Annotated in this window: 13 protein-coding genes; 3 read left to right on the top strand and 10 right to left on the bottom strand. The window is 55.4% G+C overall.

All coding sequences use genetic code 11. From position 1 onward, the window contains the following. Nucleotides 1-168: 168 nt before the first annotated feature. Both FOC35_RS09530 and FOC35_RS09525 read right to left on the bottom strand, forming a co-directional pair. The gene (locus tag FOC35_RS09530; protein ID WP_172568775.1) at nucleotides 169-1,491 is read right to left on the bottom strand and encodes a 6-phospho-alpha-glucosidase; all 1,323 of its coding nucleotides are present in this window, start codon (nucleotides 1,489-1,491) and stop codon (nucleotides 169-171) included. Further along, nucleotides 1,488-3,110, bottom strand: coding sequence for an alpha-glucoside-specific PTS transporter subunit IIBC (locus tag FOC35_RS09525; protein WP_016538686.1), 1,623 nt, complete (start codon nucleotides 3,108-3,110; stop codon nucleotides 1,488-1,490). Before FOC35_RS09525 ends, FOC35_RS09530 begins: the two co-directional genes overlap by 4 nt. Before the next feature lie 225 nt (nucleotides 3,111-3,335). On the opposite strand from FOC35_RS09525, the gene FOC35_RS09520 reads away from it, so the two are divergent. After that, nucleotides 3,336-4,109 (top strand): GntR family transcriptional regulator, encoded by a 774-nt coding sequence (locus FOC35_RS09520; RefSeq protein WP_039898936.1) that lies wholly within the window; start codon nucleotides 3,336-3,338, stop codon nucleotides 4,107-4,109. Here FOC35_RS09520 and FOC35_RS09515 read toward each other — a convergent pair. From FOC35_RS09515 to ibpA, 3 genes are all read right to left on the bottom strand, one after another. Continuing rightward, a complete protein-coding gene (locus FOC35_RS09515) occupies nucleotides 4,076-5,734 on the bottom strand; it encodes a putative transporter (RefSeq protein WP_039898937.1) in 1,659 nt (552 codons plus the stop codon). The two genes, FOC35_RS09520 and FOC35_RS09515, sit on opposite strands and share 34 nt — an antisense overlap. 123 nt (nucleotides 5,735-5,857) lie before the next feature. Continuing rightward, nucleotides 5,858-6,286, bottom strand: a complete 429-nt coding sequence (gene ibpB, locus FOC35_RS09510) for a small heat shock chaperone IbpB (protein ID WP_016538690.1) — start codon at nucleotides 6,284-6,286, stop codon at nucleotides 5,858-5,860. Between the two features lie 113 nt (nucleotides 6,287-6,399). Further along, nucleotides 6,400-6,813: a small heat shock chaperone IbpA gene (gene ibpA / locus FOC35_RS09505; protein WP_016538691.1), complete on the bottom strand. Its 414-nt coding sequence runs from the start codon at nucleotides 6,811-6,813 to the stop codon at nucleotides 6,400-6,402. Between the two features lie 314 nt (nucleotides 6,814-7,127). Here ibpA and FOC35_RS09500 point away from each other — a divergent pair, with 314 nt between their 5' ends. Continuing rightward, nucleotides 7,128-7,460, top strand: a complete 333-nt coding sequence (locus FOC35_RS09500) for a YceK/YidQ family lipoprotein (protein WP_039898939.1) — start codon at nucleotides 7,128-7,130, stop codon at nucleotides 7,458-7,460. A 4-nt stretch (nucleotides 7,461-7,464) separates the two neighbouring features. On the opposite strand, the gene FOC35_RS09495 is transcribed toward FOC35_RS09500, so the two are convergent. Both FOC35_RS09495 and FOC35_RS09490 read right to left on the bottom strand, forming a co-directional pair. Beyond that, on the bottom strand, nucleotides 7,465-8,733 hold the full coding sequence (locus tag FOC35_RS09495) for a DUF3748 domain-containing protein (protein ID WP_172568774.1): 1,269 nt from the start codon (nucleotides 8,731-8,733) through the stop codon (nucleotides 7,465-7,467). A 42-nt stretch (nucleotides 8,734-8,775) separates the two neighbouring features. Further along, nucleotides 8,776-9,651, bottom strand: a complete 876-nt coding sequence (locus tag FOC35_RS09490; RefSeq protein WP_172568773.1) for a LysR substrate-binding domain-containing protein — start codon at nucleotides 9,649-9,651, stop codon at nucleotides 8,776-8,778. Between the two features lie 131 nt (nucleotides 9,652-9,782). Here FOC35_RS09490 and FOC35_RS09485 point away from each other — a divergent pair, with 131 nt between their 5' ends. Beyond that, complete coding sequence (locus FOC35_RS09485; protein WP_172568772.1) at nucleotides 9,783-10,907, top strand: agmatine/peptidylarginine deiminase; 1,125 nt, start codon at nucleotides 9,783-9,785, stop codon at nucleotides 10,905-10,907. Nucleotides 10,908-10,977: 70 nt separating this feature from the next. Here the strand turns inward: FOC35_RS09485 and yidA are convergent, their stop codons facing one another. The 3 genes from yidA to gyrB form a co-directional block, all read right to left on the bottom strand. Then, a complete protein-coding gene (yidA, locus tag FOC35_RS09480; RefSeq protein ID WP_016538697.1) occupies nucleotides 10,978-11,790 on the bottom strand; it encodes a sugar-phosphatase in 813 nt (270 codons plus the stop codon). Nucleotides 11,791-11,959: 169 nt separating this feature from the next. Next, a complete protein-coding gene (locus FOC35_RS09475; RefSeq protein ID WP_016538699.1) occupies nucleotides 11,960-12,358 on the bottom strand; it encodes a YidB family protein in 399 nt (132 codons plus the stop codon). Between the two features lie 264 nt (nucleotides 12,359-12,622). Continuing rightward, entirely contained in the window at nucleotides 12,623-15,037 is a 2,415-nt protein-coding gene (gene gyrB, locus FOC35_RS09470; RefSeq protein ID WP_172568771.1) for a DNA topoisomerase (ATP-hydrolyzing) subunit B, read from the bottom strand. Nucleotides 15,038-15,052: the final 15 nt, after the last annotated feature.

Genomic DNA, 15,052 nt, shown 5'->3' with positions numbered 1-15,052 from the left:
CGCAGGCTCGGTAAAAATACTCCGTGTTTTCCCCTGCAGTGTGAGATCCGCAGTATTCAGTCTGTTGCCGAACAATATGAAAGCGCTGCTATCGTCATGCTGCCTCGACTTCCACACCATGAAAAAAGCGCGACGTTAACGCCACGCTTTGTTAATGGCTGGAAAAACTTATTTCAGTTCAGGCCAGTAGGCTTTGTTGGCTTCGATCAAGTCGTCGAGGATGGCTTTGGCGACGGAGGCGCTTGGGACGGTTTTCGACAGCGTGATGGCCTGCCACAGTTTCTGGTAAGAGCGGTGCTCCCAGGCATCTACCACCAGTTTTTCTACCGCAACCTGCTGGCTCATCAACCCTTTCTGGAACTGAGGAATATTGCCCACCACCAGCGGCTCTGGCCCGTCTTTCCCTACGAGGCATGGGATCTCTACCATCGCTTCCGGGTCGAAGTTATTAATCGCGCCATTATTCGGCACGATTAACAGCATTCTTTCCTGAGTGTTAAAGGCGATAGCGGTCGCCAGATCGACGATGTACGACGCATGTTCATCGATTTCAAGCTCCCCTGCCGATGATTTCCCGGCATTAATGATGGCGTTGCAGGAGCCAAATACGTGTTTCTCGCGGTGCTCCATAACCTCATTGGCACGGGTATGTTCCGGGTTGGAGTGCTGCACCACGTAATCCGGGAACAAGTAATATTTGAGATAGGTATTTGGCAGCGTGTCAGGATCCAGCGCCCAGACGTCTTTCGCTTTACCGAAGGTATCATTCCAGCTCGCTTCCGTACCGTGCTCGTCCGTTGGTGGAACATAGCCAAATTTAGCCACATGTTCGCGGATTTTCGGCATTAAATCATTGCCGTGTTTATCCTCAACATGGGTCCACCAGCCGAAGTGGTTCAGGCCGTAGTAGCGGACTTTCATCTCTTTGCGATCTTTCAGGCCGACTATCTGCGCCATACGGCTTTCAATGCCGATTGGCATATCGCAGATATTCAGGATCTTTGCATTCGGGCGCAGGCGACGGGTCGCTTCCGCCACAATAGCCGCCGGGTTGGAGTAGTTCAGCATCCAGGCGTTTGGCGAGTACTTCTCCATATAATCGACCAGCTCCAGCACGCCGCCAATCGAGCGCATGCCGTAGGCTATTCCACCCGGGCCACAGGTTTCCTGACCAACCACGCCGTGGCGCAGAGGGATTTTTTCGTCTTTTTCGCGCATCGGGTATTTGCCAACACGGATATGAGCCATGACGAAATCTACATCGCTAAAAGCTTCTTTCGGGTCAGTTGTGTAGCTGAATTCGACCTCCGGGGCCTGCTCCTTGAGGATAACTTTGCAGGCCTCGGCGATAGTTTCCTGACGTGCGCCGTCGTTGTCATAGAACTTCAGCGCCCGCAGCGGAAAACGGTGCTGGTTGGCCAGCAGCATCAGTACGATGCCGGGAGTGAATGTGCTGCCGCCGCCTGCTACAACTACCGAGAATTTTTTCATGATACTGCCTCCGTCATGGATGGATGTTCGTCTGAGACTTGCTCTTTGATGAGGATTTCAATCTGGTCGCGGATTTGCGGGACATGCAGCCCAACGATGACCTGAATGCCGTTCCCGCTCCGTACTACGCCGTGTGCGCCGAGGGCTTTGAATACTTCGTCACCCTGGGTCCGCGCCATATCGGCAAGCGTGATGCGCAGCCGGGTTGCGCAGTTATTGAGGCTGGCGATATTCGCCGCACCGCCCAGCGCCTGTAAGAAGCCATGAGCCTGCCCGTGTTTTGCGTCCTGGCTCACCGCCGCGCTGGTCTGCTGGCGAGCGGCCTGGTAGTCCGCCTTGCTGTAGAGCTTAATTTCGCTGTCTTCACGGCCCGGTGTTTTCAGGTTGAAGCGCAGGATAAGGGCGCGGAACACCACAAAGTAGACGCCGGTGAAAGCGATGCCGATGCCTATCTGGGTAAACATCATCGAGGCATGGTTATGGAACATTGGGATCCAGTTTTGCGGCAGGAACTGGTCGAGAAGCCCCCCGCCCATATTGCCGACCACGCCCGCCATATACATCACCGTAGCCATCGTGGCGGCGAGGAAAGCGTGGACCGCAAACAGCAGCGGAGAGATAAACAAGAAGGTGAATTCCAGCGGTTCGGTAATGCCGACCAGCATCGCGGTCAGCGTAGCGGGGATAAGCAGCCCGGCGACCTTAACCCGATTCTGCGGTGAGGCGGTATAGTAGAGCGCCAGCGCAATCCCAACGGAGCCGAACACTTTAGAGTTACCGTGCAGGGCAAAGCCGCCTTCCGGGAACAGAGATTTCAGGGAAGCGGTGCTCTGGCTAAATTCCTGCAAATGCTGCGCCCAGTAAACCTGAATGCCGCCTTCTACCGCCGCTGGCCCGAAGATAAATGGCCCATAGACAAAGTGATGCAGCCCGGTCGGGATCAGGATGCGTTCAAGGAAGGTGTAAACCCAGACGCCAAGCGCCCCGGCACCGCGCAGAAACGCCTGTAAGGACTCAATGCCAAGCTGGACTTTTGGCCAGCCGAGCAGCGTCAGCCAGGCGCAGGGGATCATCACCAGGAAGGCGACAATCACTACGAAGGAACTGCCCTGGAAGATGCCGAGAAATACCGGCAATTGCCTGTCGAAATAGCGGTTATGAATGGCGGTGACGATGCCGGAAATCACAATCGCCCCGATGATGCTGGTATCGAGCGTTTTGATCCCGGCTATCATCGTTAGCCCGCTGCCCGTGGTGGGGTCGAGGTTAAAATCGACGCCAAAATAGTGCCCCCAGGTCATCCCCATGGCATTGATGAAGTAGTTCCAGGTTAAGAAGCTGACCAGCACGGCCAGGCAGGCGCGCCCCGGAGCTTGTTTCGCCAGCCCGATAGGCAGGCCGACGGCGAAAATCAGCGGCATATTGCGGAATACCGTCCAGCCGCCCTCTTCGATGATATGAACAATCTGCGCAAATAAGTTGTCGGGAGCGGTTAGCGCCTCCCCAACAAACATTGGGTTACGCAGCATAATGGCTATCCCAACCACAATTCCCGCAAACGGAAATAGCAGGACCGGGGTAAACATTGCACCACCAAAGCGTTGTATTTGACTGAGCATTTTTTAATCCTCATGTAACAACTTCGTAGAGTAAGAGGTGGCCTTATTTTTGTAGTCTGGCCTGAAGCTGAGAATAAGGAGCCAGCCCGATAACCGCCGTGTTGGTCGGCGTGATTCGTGATCGCTTTCATGGTTTTTATTTAGCCAAAGTTGTCTACTTTTCAAAATAAAGTTAGACAAATGGTTGAAGTGAAAAGGCGATATAGCGCCTGGAGAGGTCTACTGGTGATCTATAAATCAATTGCAGACAGGTTACGCGTACGCCTGAATTCGGCTGACTACACCATCGGTAGCCCGCTGCCGGGCGAAAAAAAACTCGCCGAGGAGTTTGGCGTATCGCGCATGACAATTCGCAAAGCGGTGGATTTACTGGTGGGCTGGGGGCTGGTACAGCGCCGCCAGGGCAGCGGAACCTGGGTGACCAAAAAAGATGTTCACCATGAAACCACCAACCTGACCGGATTCGTAGAAGTGATGCGTAGCCAGGGAAAAGAGGTGATGAGCGAGGTGCTGGAGTTCAGCATCATGCCCGCCCCGCCCGCTATTGCCAGCCTGTTGCGGATTAAAATCGACGAGAAAATTTATTATTCCCGCCGGGTGCGTGCGGTGGGTGGAAAACCGCTGATGGTGGAAGACAGCTATATGCCGGTGAAGCTGTTTCGCAACTTATCCATGGCCCACCTCGAAGGATCCAAGTTCAGCTATATCGAAGAAGAGTGCCGGATAATCATCAGCGGTAACTATGAAACGCTGACGCCGGTGCTGGCGGACGCCAAAACGGCAAAGCTGCTGAATATCGCCGAGGCGACGCCAATTTTGCGCATCACCTCGCTTTCCTACAGCGACAGCGGCGAGTTCCTGAACTATTCAGTGATGTTCAGAAACGCCAGCGAATACCAGGTGGATTACCACCTGCGGCGTGATCACGCTAAAACGCTACCCGTGTCACCGGACAGCGCCGCCACTCAAAGCCCCCAGAACAGCACGGCCAGCAATTGAGGCGTGATAATGCGCAGGAACATCACCAGCGGGTAGACAGTGGCGTAAGAAAGCGCCGCCGCACCGCTGGTTGCGTGCAGCCCGTTGGCAAAGGCCAGCGCCGGCGGGTCGGTCATCGAGCCTGCCAGCATGCCGCACAGCGTCAGATAGTTCATCTTCACCAGCAGGCGCGCGAGAATACCCACGCTAATCAACGGCACGGCGGTAATCACAATCCCGTAGCCAATCCAGCTCACGCCATCGCCGCGCAGCAGGGTGTCGATAAAGTCCCCGCCGGATTTTAGCCCGACCACCGCAAGGAACAGCACAATCCCAAGCTCGCGCAGCGCGAGATTGGCGCTCGGCGGCATAAACCAGTACAGCTTGCCGATGCTGCCGATACGCCCGAGGATCAGCGCCATAATCAGCGGCCCGCCCGCCAGACCGAGACGCAGCGCGGCCGGGAAGCCGGGGATAAACAGCGGAACAGACCCAAGCAGCACCCCAAGCCCGATACCAATAAACACCGGCAGCATCTGTACCTGCTGGAGCTTATGTTGGGCATTACCCACCTCCGCCGCCACCGCATCAATAGACTGCGGGCGGCCAACGAGGTTGAGGATATCGCCAAATTGCAGGCTGGCATTGCTGCTCGCCACCAGCTCAACCCCGGCGCGATTGAGCCGGGAGATAACCACGTCGTACTTCTGCTTCAGGTGCAGATCGCGGATTTTCTTTCCCAGCACCTTTTCATTAGTCACCACCACGCGCTCCACGCGTAAGTCCGTGCCGCGCGTAGAAAGCGAAGTCTCGACCTGGTTGCCGATAACCAGCAGGGCTTTATGCAAATCTTTCTCCGCCCCGACCAGATGCAGCAGATCGCCGGTTTCAATCACCGTACCGGGCGAAGGCACCATAAGCAGCTCTCCGCGCTTGAGGCGGGAACAGATTATCTCGTCGCTGTTGAGGATGGGCACGTCCTGAATCATCAGGCCGTTAAGGTTGGGGTTGGCCACGCAAATATTGATGGTTTGCAGCTGAGCGTGACTTTGCCCGCTGCTGGCGTCGAACTGCTGCGCTTCTTTTTCAACATTGACGCGAAAAGCCATTCTCATCAGCCACATAGTGAGAAGAATGCCGCAGATACCGAACGGATAAGCCATCGCGTAGCTCATGCCCATTTGGTCAACCAATTGTGGCGTGGTGCCGAGATCGGAGAGGATCTGCTGTCCCGCGCCCAAAGCCGGGGTATTAGTGACCGCGCCGGAGAAGATCCCAAGCACCACAGGCAGCGGCACGTCGAACAATTTGTAGACGACGGCGGTCATGAACGCGCCCAGGATAACAATCAGAATAGCGAATAGGTTGAGCCGTAGCCCGGACACGCGCAGAGAGGAGAAAAAGCCCGGCCCCACCTGGATGCCGATGGTGTAGACAAACAGGATCAGCCCAAATTCCTGAATGAAGTGCAGCATATCGCTGTTCAGGCCAATCCCGGCCTGATTAACAAAGTGGCCGACGATAATTCCGCCGAACAGCACGCCTCCAATGCCGAAACCCACACCGCGGATTTTGATATTGCCTATCCACAAGCCAATAACGGCGACCAGCGCCAGCACGCTTACGGTTAACGCTATTCCACTCATCATATAATCCCTGTGAATAACATTATTGTTATTGAGGATTCTCGCAGAGTGGCCGACGGCTTAATGCGCTGGAGAGCACAAAAAAGGCCCCATTTCTGGGGCCTTAGAAGAGACTCGGGGGACTTAGCTGTTCAGCGCAGGGCGTTCGCTAATAGCGATACGCTGCGGAGCCATCGCTTCCGGGATGTTGCGCACCAGGTCGATGTGCAGCAGACCGTTGGTAAAGGTCGCACCCGAAACCTGCATATGCTCGGCCAGGGTGAAACTCAGGCTAAACGGCTGGGTGACCAGCCCCTGATGCAGCCAGTTGATCTCTTTTTCCGGTTTTACCGGCGTCCCTTTCACGCTCAGGCGGGTACCTTCAAGCTCGATATCCAGGTCCTCCTGGCGGAACCCGGCCAGCGCAAGGGTGATGCGGTAATGGTTATCGTCGCTTTTTTCAATATTGTACGGCGGGAAGCTCTGGCTTTCTCCGCTGGACTGAAGCGCGTTCGCTAATTTGTCAAAACCGATCCATTGACGCAGCAGTGGGGATAAATCGTAGTTACGCATAGTGTTTTCTCCTTCTTTGAAGCAAGAAACGACCTGCCTGCATATAAACAGGCATGATGGGCTCCCTGACGGCAAGCCAGCTGATGACGGGCCGCGCTGTGCGACCCAATAAATTAATTAATTTCGATGCGGCGCGGCTTCATCGATTCCGGAATTTCACGTTCCAGCTCGATGTACAGCAGGCCGTTCACCAGGCTTGCACCACGCACATGGATGTTTTCTGCAAGCTGGAATTTACGTTCGAAGTTACGCTCGGCGATGCCCTGATAGAGATAGGTTCGCTCTTGCTGCTCGCCTTCGTGCGCGCCTTTAACAATCAGCAGATTGTCCTGGGCGGTGATATCAAGTTCGCTTTCAGCGAAACCGGCAACGGCAATAGCGATGCGGTAGTGGTTTTCGTCCACTAATTCTACGTTGTACGGAGGGTAGCCGCCGTTACTTTGGCTTTGGTTGTTTTCCAGCAGGTTGAACAGGCGATCAAAACCAATGGCGGAACGGTACAGCGGAGATAAATCGAAGTTACGCATAATAAAAAGCTCCTGAAATCAGCGAGTAAAGTGTAAAAGCCTTCCATCAGGACAGGCCACAAATCGGAGTACCCATTCGGCGTACTCGTTTTGGTCACACTAGTAAAATGTGGCTGGCTTAGAATTTTTCAAGGCGTCATAGCGCAAATTTTTTGCGAGAGAGGGATTCCTTACTTAGACTAGCATTGAGCATGAAATGGTAAAAATATGCGATAACCGCCACAGAGCGGAGCGACAAAGGTTTTTAAACCACGGGCGGATGTTATAACTCCGCAGGTGCTGGTACTCAGCCAGCCATTGACGACGGCAGCAAAATGATAACGAAAAATTTGTTTTCTACTCTGGTGTTAAGCACAGGCCTGCTCTGCCTGACAGGCTGTTCCAGTATGATGTCGCACAGCGGTGGCAAAGAGGGCTTGTACCCGGGCACGCGCGCAAGTGCAGAAACGCTTGGTGACGACGAAACAAGCTGGGCGCTCAAGCCGCTGGTCGCGCTGGATCTGCCTTTTACTGCCGTGCTTGATACGGTGCTGCTGCCGTGGGATGTGTTCCGTAAGGACAATTCGGTGAAATCGCGAGTGGAAGCCAGCGAAAAACAGAATCTGGCGACCAATTCCGTTATCCCACCGGCCGACATGCCGCACTAATCTGCTATAGCCCGGTTTCCGCGCACCAGAGCTGGCGGAAACCGTCGACATCCTGCATCCAGGCGATGTGTTTTCCGTCCGGCGAAAAGACAACTGCATCGCCGGAAGGTGCTTGTTCCCCGGCCACGGTTAGCGCCGTAATCGCCCCGCTTTGCGCATCGCACAACACAATTCTGCCCTGAAGCACAAACCCCAACGCTTTACCTGAAGGATGCCAGTTAAACGCCGATTGCACGCCGTGCTCGCCGGAGGTTACCTGCCGTGGTTCGCCGTCGTTCGGGGAAACCGTCCATAGCTGTACAACGCCGTCGTCGTCACGCATCAGAAATGCCAGTTGGCTGCCGTCCGGGTTGCTGCGTACCCAGTGCCGAGGCTGACTCACCAGGCCGGGGTGCAGGCGATTGTGGGTAAAGGTTAATCTGCGCTGCACAACGCCTTTTGGCGGCGCGGGTAACGTGGTGGATGTGCCGCACAGTGGCTCATCACCGGCTTGCCGATACGCTTTCTCTTCATCAGGCAAATCAACGATAAACAGCTCCGGCACCTTCTCGCCGCTGACAGAGCGCGTATCTCCGATAAATGCCAGCGCCCAGCGCTGCACGCTGCCGTCAGGTTTGCGGTAACCCCGCTCGCCTATCCAACCTTCTTCGTAGGCGCGGTTTATTTCGTCGCTGCCCGGCAAGGGATCTGGCGTAGTGCGGCTCACCAGCACGCAAAAGTGGCTTCCGTCATATTCTCGCGGGTGATGTTTCGGCGGTTTAACCGGGCCAAAAGGCAGCGCGATACCAACGTTACGAAGATCGAACTGTTCACCCAACTCATGCATTACGTGGTCGTTATAGGTAAAGCTAAGACGACTGCCGTCATGGCTCCAGACGTGTACGTGGCTGCCGCCCCGCAGCGCTCCCGGGGTATAAGGCGAGGTGATATCCATCGCGTCAAGATTGCTGGCTTTACACTGCTCAACCACCACGCCGCGGCGATGATGGAAGTCGTAGTGCCAGCTGGCGTCCGGGGCTTCCGGGCCGTGGATAAAAACATAGCGATCGGGCAGCTGCGGGCTTACGGTCACCACCCCGACATATGCCCCTTCAGGCGCGCGGTACAATACCTCGACCTCTCCGCTGAAGACATTTACCCGCTCGATAGTCTCGCCGGTAAACGAAGCCCCGGAAGGGCGTACATCGAAAGCCAGCCACCGGCCGTCCGGCGTCCAGGTGTTGATATTAGTAAGCTGATGATGACGTGGTGCGAAGGTGAGTTGTCTGGTCACGGATTTGCCCTGAAGCGCTGAATACGCCTCAGGGTAAAAGATTTAGTTATCCCTTTCCACTGCACCTGGCAAACTGCCCGCCAGCCATTCACAAAACTGGCGCGTCAGCGGATCATTTTCACTATCGCGATGGACAAGCCACGCCCAGTCAGCACCGCGCACGGTTTGCTCTACCAGCGGAGCAAGCAGACCAGCCGCCGTTTTCTGTTCAGCCAGCAATTGGCTGACGAGCGCTATCCCTAGTCCCTCTGAGGCGGCATCCAGCAGCAGTCCAGGGTCGGAGAAGTTCATCCCCTGGCTACGTTGGCCGACATCCACACCTCCGGCTACGATCCAATGCTCCCAGCTCATCTCACGCTCGCCGTGAAGAGTCATGCGTTGCTGGACCGGAGCCTCCAGAATACGAGGATGGCAGGCGGGATAAAGTCTATCCTTGTACAAAACCTCAAAAACGCATTCCGCCTGAACGCTTAAATCATCGCGTATTGCCACGTCGATGGTTTCCGTCGCCATATCGGGCGGTTCAAAGCTGGTAAACAGCCATAAATCAGTCTCCGGGTGCTGCCGATTGAAGTCTCCCAACCTAGGCAGCAGCCAGTGCCGTGCAAACGCGGGCGTAGTATTCACAATAAGCTGGTTGGGCTTGCGGTATTGCTCAAGGCGGCGAATGCCAACCGCCAGTTGCTGGAGCATAACCTGCGCGGTGCTGTAAAGATCCTGGCCCGCGTCGGTCAGGCTGACGCTGCGCCCGCTGCGAAAGAAAAGCGGCTGCTCAAGATAAGCTTCCAGGCTGCGGATCTGCTGGCTAATAGCTGACTGGGTCAGATGCAGTTCCGCCGCTGCCTGGTGAAAACTCCCCAGGCGGGCAGCCGCTTCAAACCCGCGCAGGGCATTTAAAGGAGGCCAGTGCTTCAGCATGATTGATAAGCCTGTCTAATCAGGTGGTCACTAAATATATCGTTAGATACCTGAAGCAGCCAGTGTTGAAATATCAGCCTCTTTCTCTGAGCAGAAATACTTAACTTAAAGCACGCAAACGGGAGCCGGATATGTCTACGCGTCGTCAATTTATTAAATGTGCATCAGTGCTTGCAGGTGTAAGCCTGGCTGGCTCTCTGGGGCTCCCTTTTAAGGCCCTTGCCGCCGCGAATGGCGGCTGGCGCATGCCGGAAGAAGGCGAAGAACAACAGCGGGCATTTATCGCGTTTGGCGCGCAGAAGGCAATCTGGAAAGATTTCACCCCTGACGTCCAGGACGCTCTTGGCCGCATCGCACGCGCCATTACCGACTATCAGCCGCTGACGGTATTTTGCCGCGAGCATGAGCGTGATCTGGCCGAAGAAAAATGCGGCAGCCACAACGTGACCTATGTTGTCACCGAGCTGGACGACATCTGGATGCGTGATACCGGAGCCTGCTTCGTCACCTCTTCGGCGGGTGAACCCGTCGCCGTGGGCTTTAACTTCAACGGCTGGGGCAATAAACAGCGGCATAGCAAAGATGCTCGGCTGGCGGCCCTGATGGCCGAAAAATACGGCGTAACGAACTTCCACCGCAGCGCGTTAGTTGGAGAAGGCGGCGGTATCGAAGTGGACGGCCACGGCACCGGCATCATGACCGAGAGCAGTTGGGTGAACGCTAACCGCAACCCCGGCTGGAGCCGTGACCGCGTGGAGCAGGAGCTTAAAGCGATGCTTGGCCTGAGAAAAATCATCTGGCTACCCGGTATCAAAGGAAAAGACATTACCGACGCACACGTCGATTTTTATGCCCGCTTCGTGGAGCCGGGCGTGGTTATCGCCAACCTGGATCCTGACCCGGACTCTTATGACCATCAGGTCACTAAGGCGCATCTGGCCATTCTGGAACAGGCAACCGATGCCGATGGCCGCAGACTACAGGTTCACCTTGTCTCACCACCGCAGGAGCCGCGGGCCAGTCGTTTTAGCGAAGATAACCCTGATTTTGCGGCCGGTTACATCAACTATTTCGTCATAAACGGCGCGATAATCGCCCCTGAATTTGGCGATGAAGAAGCCGACGGGGCGGCTTTCAGCCTGCTTTCTAAGCTCTATCCCGATCGCAAAGTGGTGCAGTTAAATATAGATGTCATTGCCGCAGGCGGCGGAGGGATCCACTGCGTAACCAATCAGTTACCGGCAATGAAGGATTAAAAGGAGAGCTAGAGCGGGAAGTTCATGGCAGAGGGATAAAACGCCCCGGTATAACCGGGGCTCAGGAGAATTAGTTAAGAACGAATTTCTCAATGGCGTAAGCCACGCCGTCTTCCAGGTTGGATTTGGTGACAAAGTTGCTGACCGCTTTCACCTTGTCGATGGCGTTATCCATTGCCACGCCCATTCCGGCATACTCCAGCATCGCGATGTCGTTTTCCTGGTCGCCGATTGTCATCACTTCTTCCGGCTTAATGCCCAGCTTCTCGGCCAGAGACTTCACGCCGGTACCTTTGTTCACGCGCTTATCGAGGATCTCGAGGAAGTAAGGCGAACTTTTCATCAGGGTATAGCGCTCAAAGACTTCGGCAGGAATTTTGGCGATGGCCTTGTCGAGCACCACCGGCTCATCAATCATCATGACCTTCAGGAACTCGCCGTTTTTATCCATGTTTTCCGCTTCGCAGAACACCAGTGGAATGCTGGCGATAAAGGATTCGTGGACCGTGTAATAGCTGATGTCGCGGTTTGCGGTGTACAGCGTGTGGCGGTCAAGAGCGTGGAAGTGAGAACCCACTTCGCGGGACAGATTTTCCAGGTAGCGGTAGTCGTCATAGCTCAGCGCCGTCTGGGCAACCGTGCTGCCGTCGCTCGCCTTCTGCACCAGCGCCCCGTTGTAGGTGATGCAGTAGTCGCCGGGCTTATCCATGTGCAGCTCACGCAGGTAGCTCTCAACGCCGGCAAAAGGACGCCCGGTGCAGATAACCACATTCACGCCGCGCTCGCGCGCCGCCGCAACAGCCTGCTTTACCGCCGGAGAAATGGTGTGGTCTGGCAGCAGCAGCGTGCCATCCATATCGATTGCTATGAGTTTTATGGCCATGGGATCTTCTGAGGTAATGGATTTACCCCATGCTAACGCGATTCCGCTCAAAAAACAGCAGCAAACTCAGGGGAAAAGGAGGATGAAAGGCGCTGAGGAAACTCCTCTTTTTCCCGGGGAAAAAGATCGAAAAATTGCCCCGACGCCGCGGCCGGGGCAGGATGAATAATCAGCTAAATAGCTTTCCTTTCAGCAGGTTAACGCCAGCGCTCATCAGGTCGTTGTGCGCCTCCGGGCTAACCTCTCCGTTTGGCGACAGGGCGTCGATAACCTTCGGCAGATATTCCGCTAGCAGCGCCGAGGCCGCTCCGCTATCTACGCCAAGTTTCTCGCCCAGCGCCGCAACGGACGGGGAGCCAAGCGCCTGGGTAATCTGGTCGCCGCTGAGCGACTGATTGGCGCTGTTGCTGCTCAGCCAGGACGACACTATCTCGCCAAGGCCACCCTGGCGCAGTTTATCCAGCAGCGCCTGAACGCCGCCCTGCTGCTGCACCCAGCTTAAAATTGCCTGATATTTACCGGCATCGCCGTTTAACAACGAACCTGCAATCTGATCAAAAAAGCCCATGATTCTTCCTCTGCGATGTATGAATCTGACAACGCAAAGTATAGCGCCCATAAAAAAAGCCGCGCTAAAAGCGCGGCTCCATCACGATGGTAAGTCAAAGGTATAGAAGAAATACCCGAGAGCACCAAAAAATAAACAAGGAAAATCAATTCATTGATTTTCGCCTGCTAACCACAAAGAAGGAAAAACCACGTTTTTTCCTTCTTTGTCAGAAAAATAAAGCCGCGCTAAAAGCGCGGCCTTCTTAACGGCGGACTCTCAATATTAAATATCGATGTTCGCTGCTTTCAGGGCGTTCTCTTCGATAAACGCACGACGTGGCTCAACCGCGTCGCCCATCAGCGTGGTGAACAGCTGGTCGGCAGCAATCGCGTCTTTTACGGTAACGCGCAGCATGCGGCGGCTGTCCGGATCCATCGTGGTTTCCCACAGCTGATCCGGGTTCATCTCGCCCAGGCCTTTATAGCGCTGAACGGACAGGCCACGGCGAGACTCTTTCACCAGCCATTCCAGCGCCTGCTCGAAGCTGGTCACCGGCTGACGGCGCTCGCCGCGTTCGATGAAGGCATCTTCTTCAATCAGGCCACGCAGCTTCTCGCCCAGCGTGCACAGGCGAGCATATTCTCCACCTTCAACAAACTCTTTTTCCAGCGGGTAATCGGTATCCACGCCGTGGGTACGCACGCGCACCACAGGTTCGAATACGTTCAGCTCCGCATTGTGGCGAACGTCATATTTCCAGGTGCTGCCGTGCTGCTCTTTTTCATTCAGCGTTACGGTAAGCGCGGAAATCCACTGCGTCACTTTTGCTTCATCAGTCAGGTCAGCAGCCGACAGAGTCGGATGATAAACCAGATTGTTCAGCAGGTTACGAGGGTAACGGCGTTCCATGCGGCCAATCATTTTCTGCGCGGCATTGTACTCGGCCACCAGCTTCTCAAGTGCTTCCCCCGCCAGAGCTGGCGCGTGGGCATTGGCATGCAGCGTCGCGCCGTCAAGAGCGATAGAGATCTGATATTGATCCATCGCTTCGTCGTCTTTGATGTACTGCTCTTGCTTGCCTTTCTTCACTTTGTACAGCGGCGGCTGCGCGATGTAGACGTGGCCACGCTCGACGATTTCCGGCATCTGACGGTAGAAGAAGGTCAGCAGCAGAGTACGGATGTGCGAACCATCGACGTCGGCATCGGTCATGATGATGATGTGGTGGTAACGCAGTTTGTCCGGGTTGTACTCGTCGCGGCCGATACCGCAGCCGAGCGCGGTAATCAGCGTCGCCACTTCCTGAGAAGAGAGCATCTTGTCGAAGCGAGCCTTCTCAACGTTAAGGATTTTACCTTTCAGCGGCAGGATCGCCTGGTTCTTACGGTTACGCCCCTGTTTTGCAGAGCCGCCCGCAGAGTCCCCTTCCACAAGGTAGAGTTCAGACAGCGCCGGGTCGCGTTCCTGGCAGTCCGCCAGTTTGCCCGGCAGGCCTGCCAGGTCGAGCGCGCCTTTACGGCGAGTCATTTCACGGGCACGACGAGCGGCTTCACGAGCGCGCGCCGCGTCAATAATTTTACCGACAACGATTTTCGCGTCCGACGGGTTTTCCAGCAGGTATTCAGCCAGCAGTTCGTTCATCTGCTGCTCAACCGCGGATTTCACTTCCGAAGAAACCAGTTTGTCTTTGGTCTGGGAAGAGAATTTCGGGTCCGGCACTTTCACGGAAACAACGGCAATCAGGCCTTCACGCGCATCGTCGCCGGTGGCGCTGACTTTCGCTTTTTTGCTGTAGCCTTCTTTATCCATGTAGGCGTTCAGGGTACGGGTCATCGCCGCGCGGAAGCCCGCAAGGTGAGTACCGCCGTCGCGCTGCGGGATGTTGTTGGTGAAGCAGTAGATGTTTTCCTGGAAACCATCGTTCCACTGCAATGCCACTTCTACGCCAATGCCGTCTTTTTCGGTGCTGAAGTAGAAAACATTCGGGTGGATCGGGGTTTTATTTTTGTTGAGGTACTCAACAAATGCCTTGATCCCACCTTCGTAGTGGAAGTGATCCTGCTTGCCGTCGCGTTTGTCGAGCAGGCGGATAGACACGCCGGAGTTCAGGAACGACAGCTCGCGCAGGCGCTTAGCCAGGATGTCATATTCAAATTCAACAACGTTGGTAAAGGTTTCGTGGCTCGGCCAGAAACGCACCTGGGTCCCGGTCAATTCGGTTTCACCGGTTACCGCCAGCGGAGCCTGCGGCACACCGTGCACGTAGGTTTGCTGATGGGTTTTGCCTTCGCGGCGAATCAGCAGTTCCAGCTTCTGGGACAGGGCGTTAACTACGGAAACACCCACGCCGTGCAGGCCGCCGGAGACTTTATAGGAGTTATCGTCGAACTTACCGCCTGCGTGCAGCACCGTCATGATAACTTCCGCAGCAGACACGCCCTCTTCAGGGTGGATACCTGTCGGAATGCCACGGCCGTCATCGGTTACCGAGACGGAGTTATCCGCGTGGATAGTGACCACGATGTCTTTACAGTGGCCCGCGAGCGCTTCGTCGATAGCGTTATCCACGACCTCAAATACCATGTGGTGCAGACCGGTGCCGTCGTCTGTATCGCCGATATACATGCCCGGGCGTTTACGTACCGCATCCAGCCCCTTAAGGACTTTGATACTGGAGGAGTCATAAGAATTCGACATCAACGTTTCTCGCTC

The sequence above is a fragment of the Cedecea sp. FDAARGOS_727 genome (genome assembly GCF_012273235.1).
Lineage (GTDB): Bacteria > Pseudomonadota > Gammaproteobacteria > Enterobacterales > Enterobacteriaceae > Cedecea > Cedecea davisae.
The sequence above is the reverse complement of the archived record's forward strand: the minus strand, read 5'-3'. Positions and strand labels throughout refer to the sequence as shown.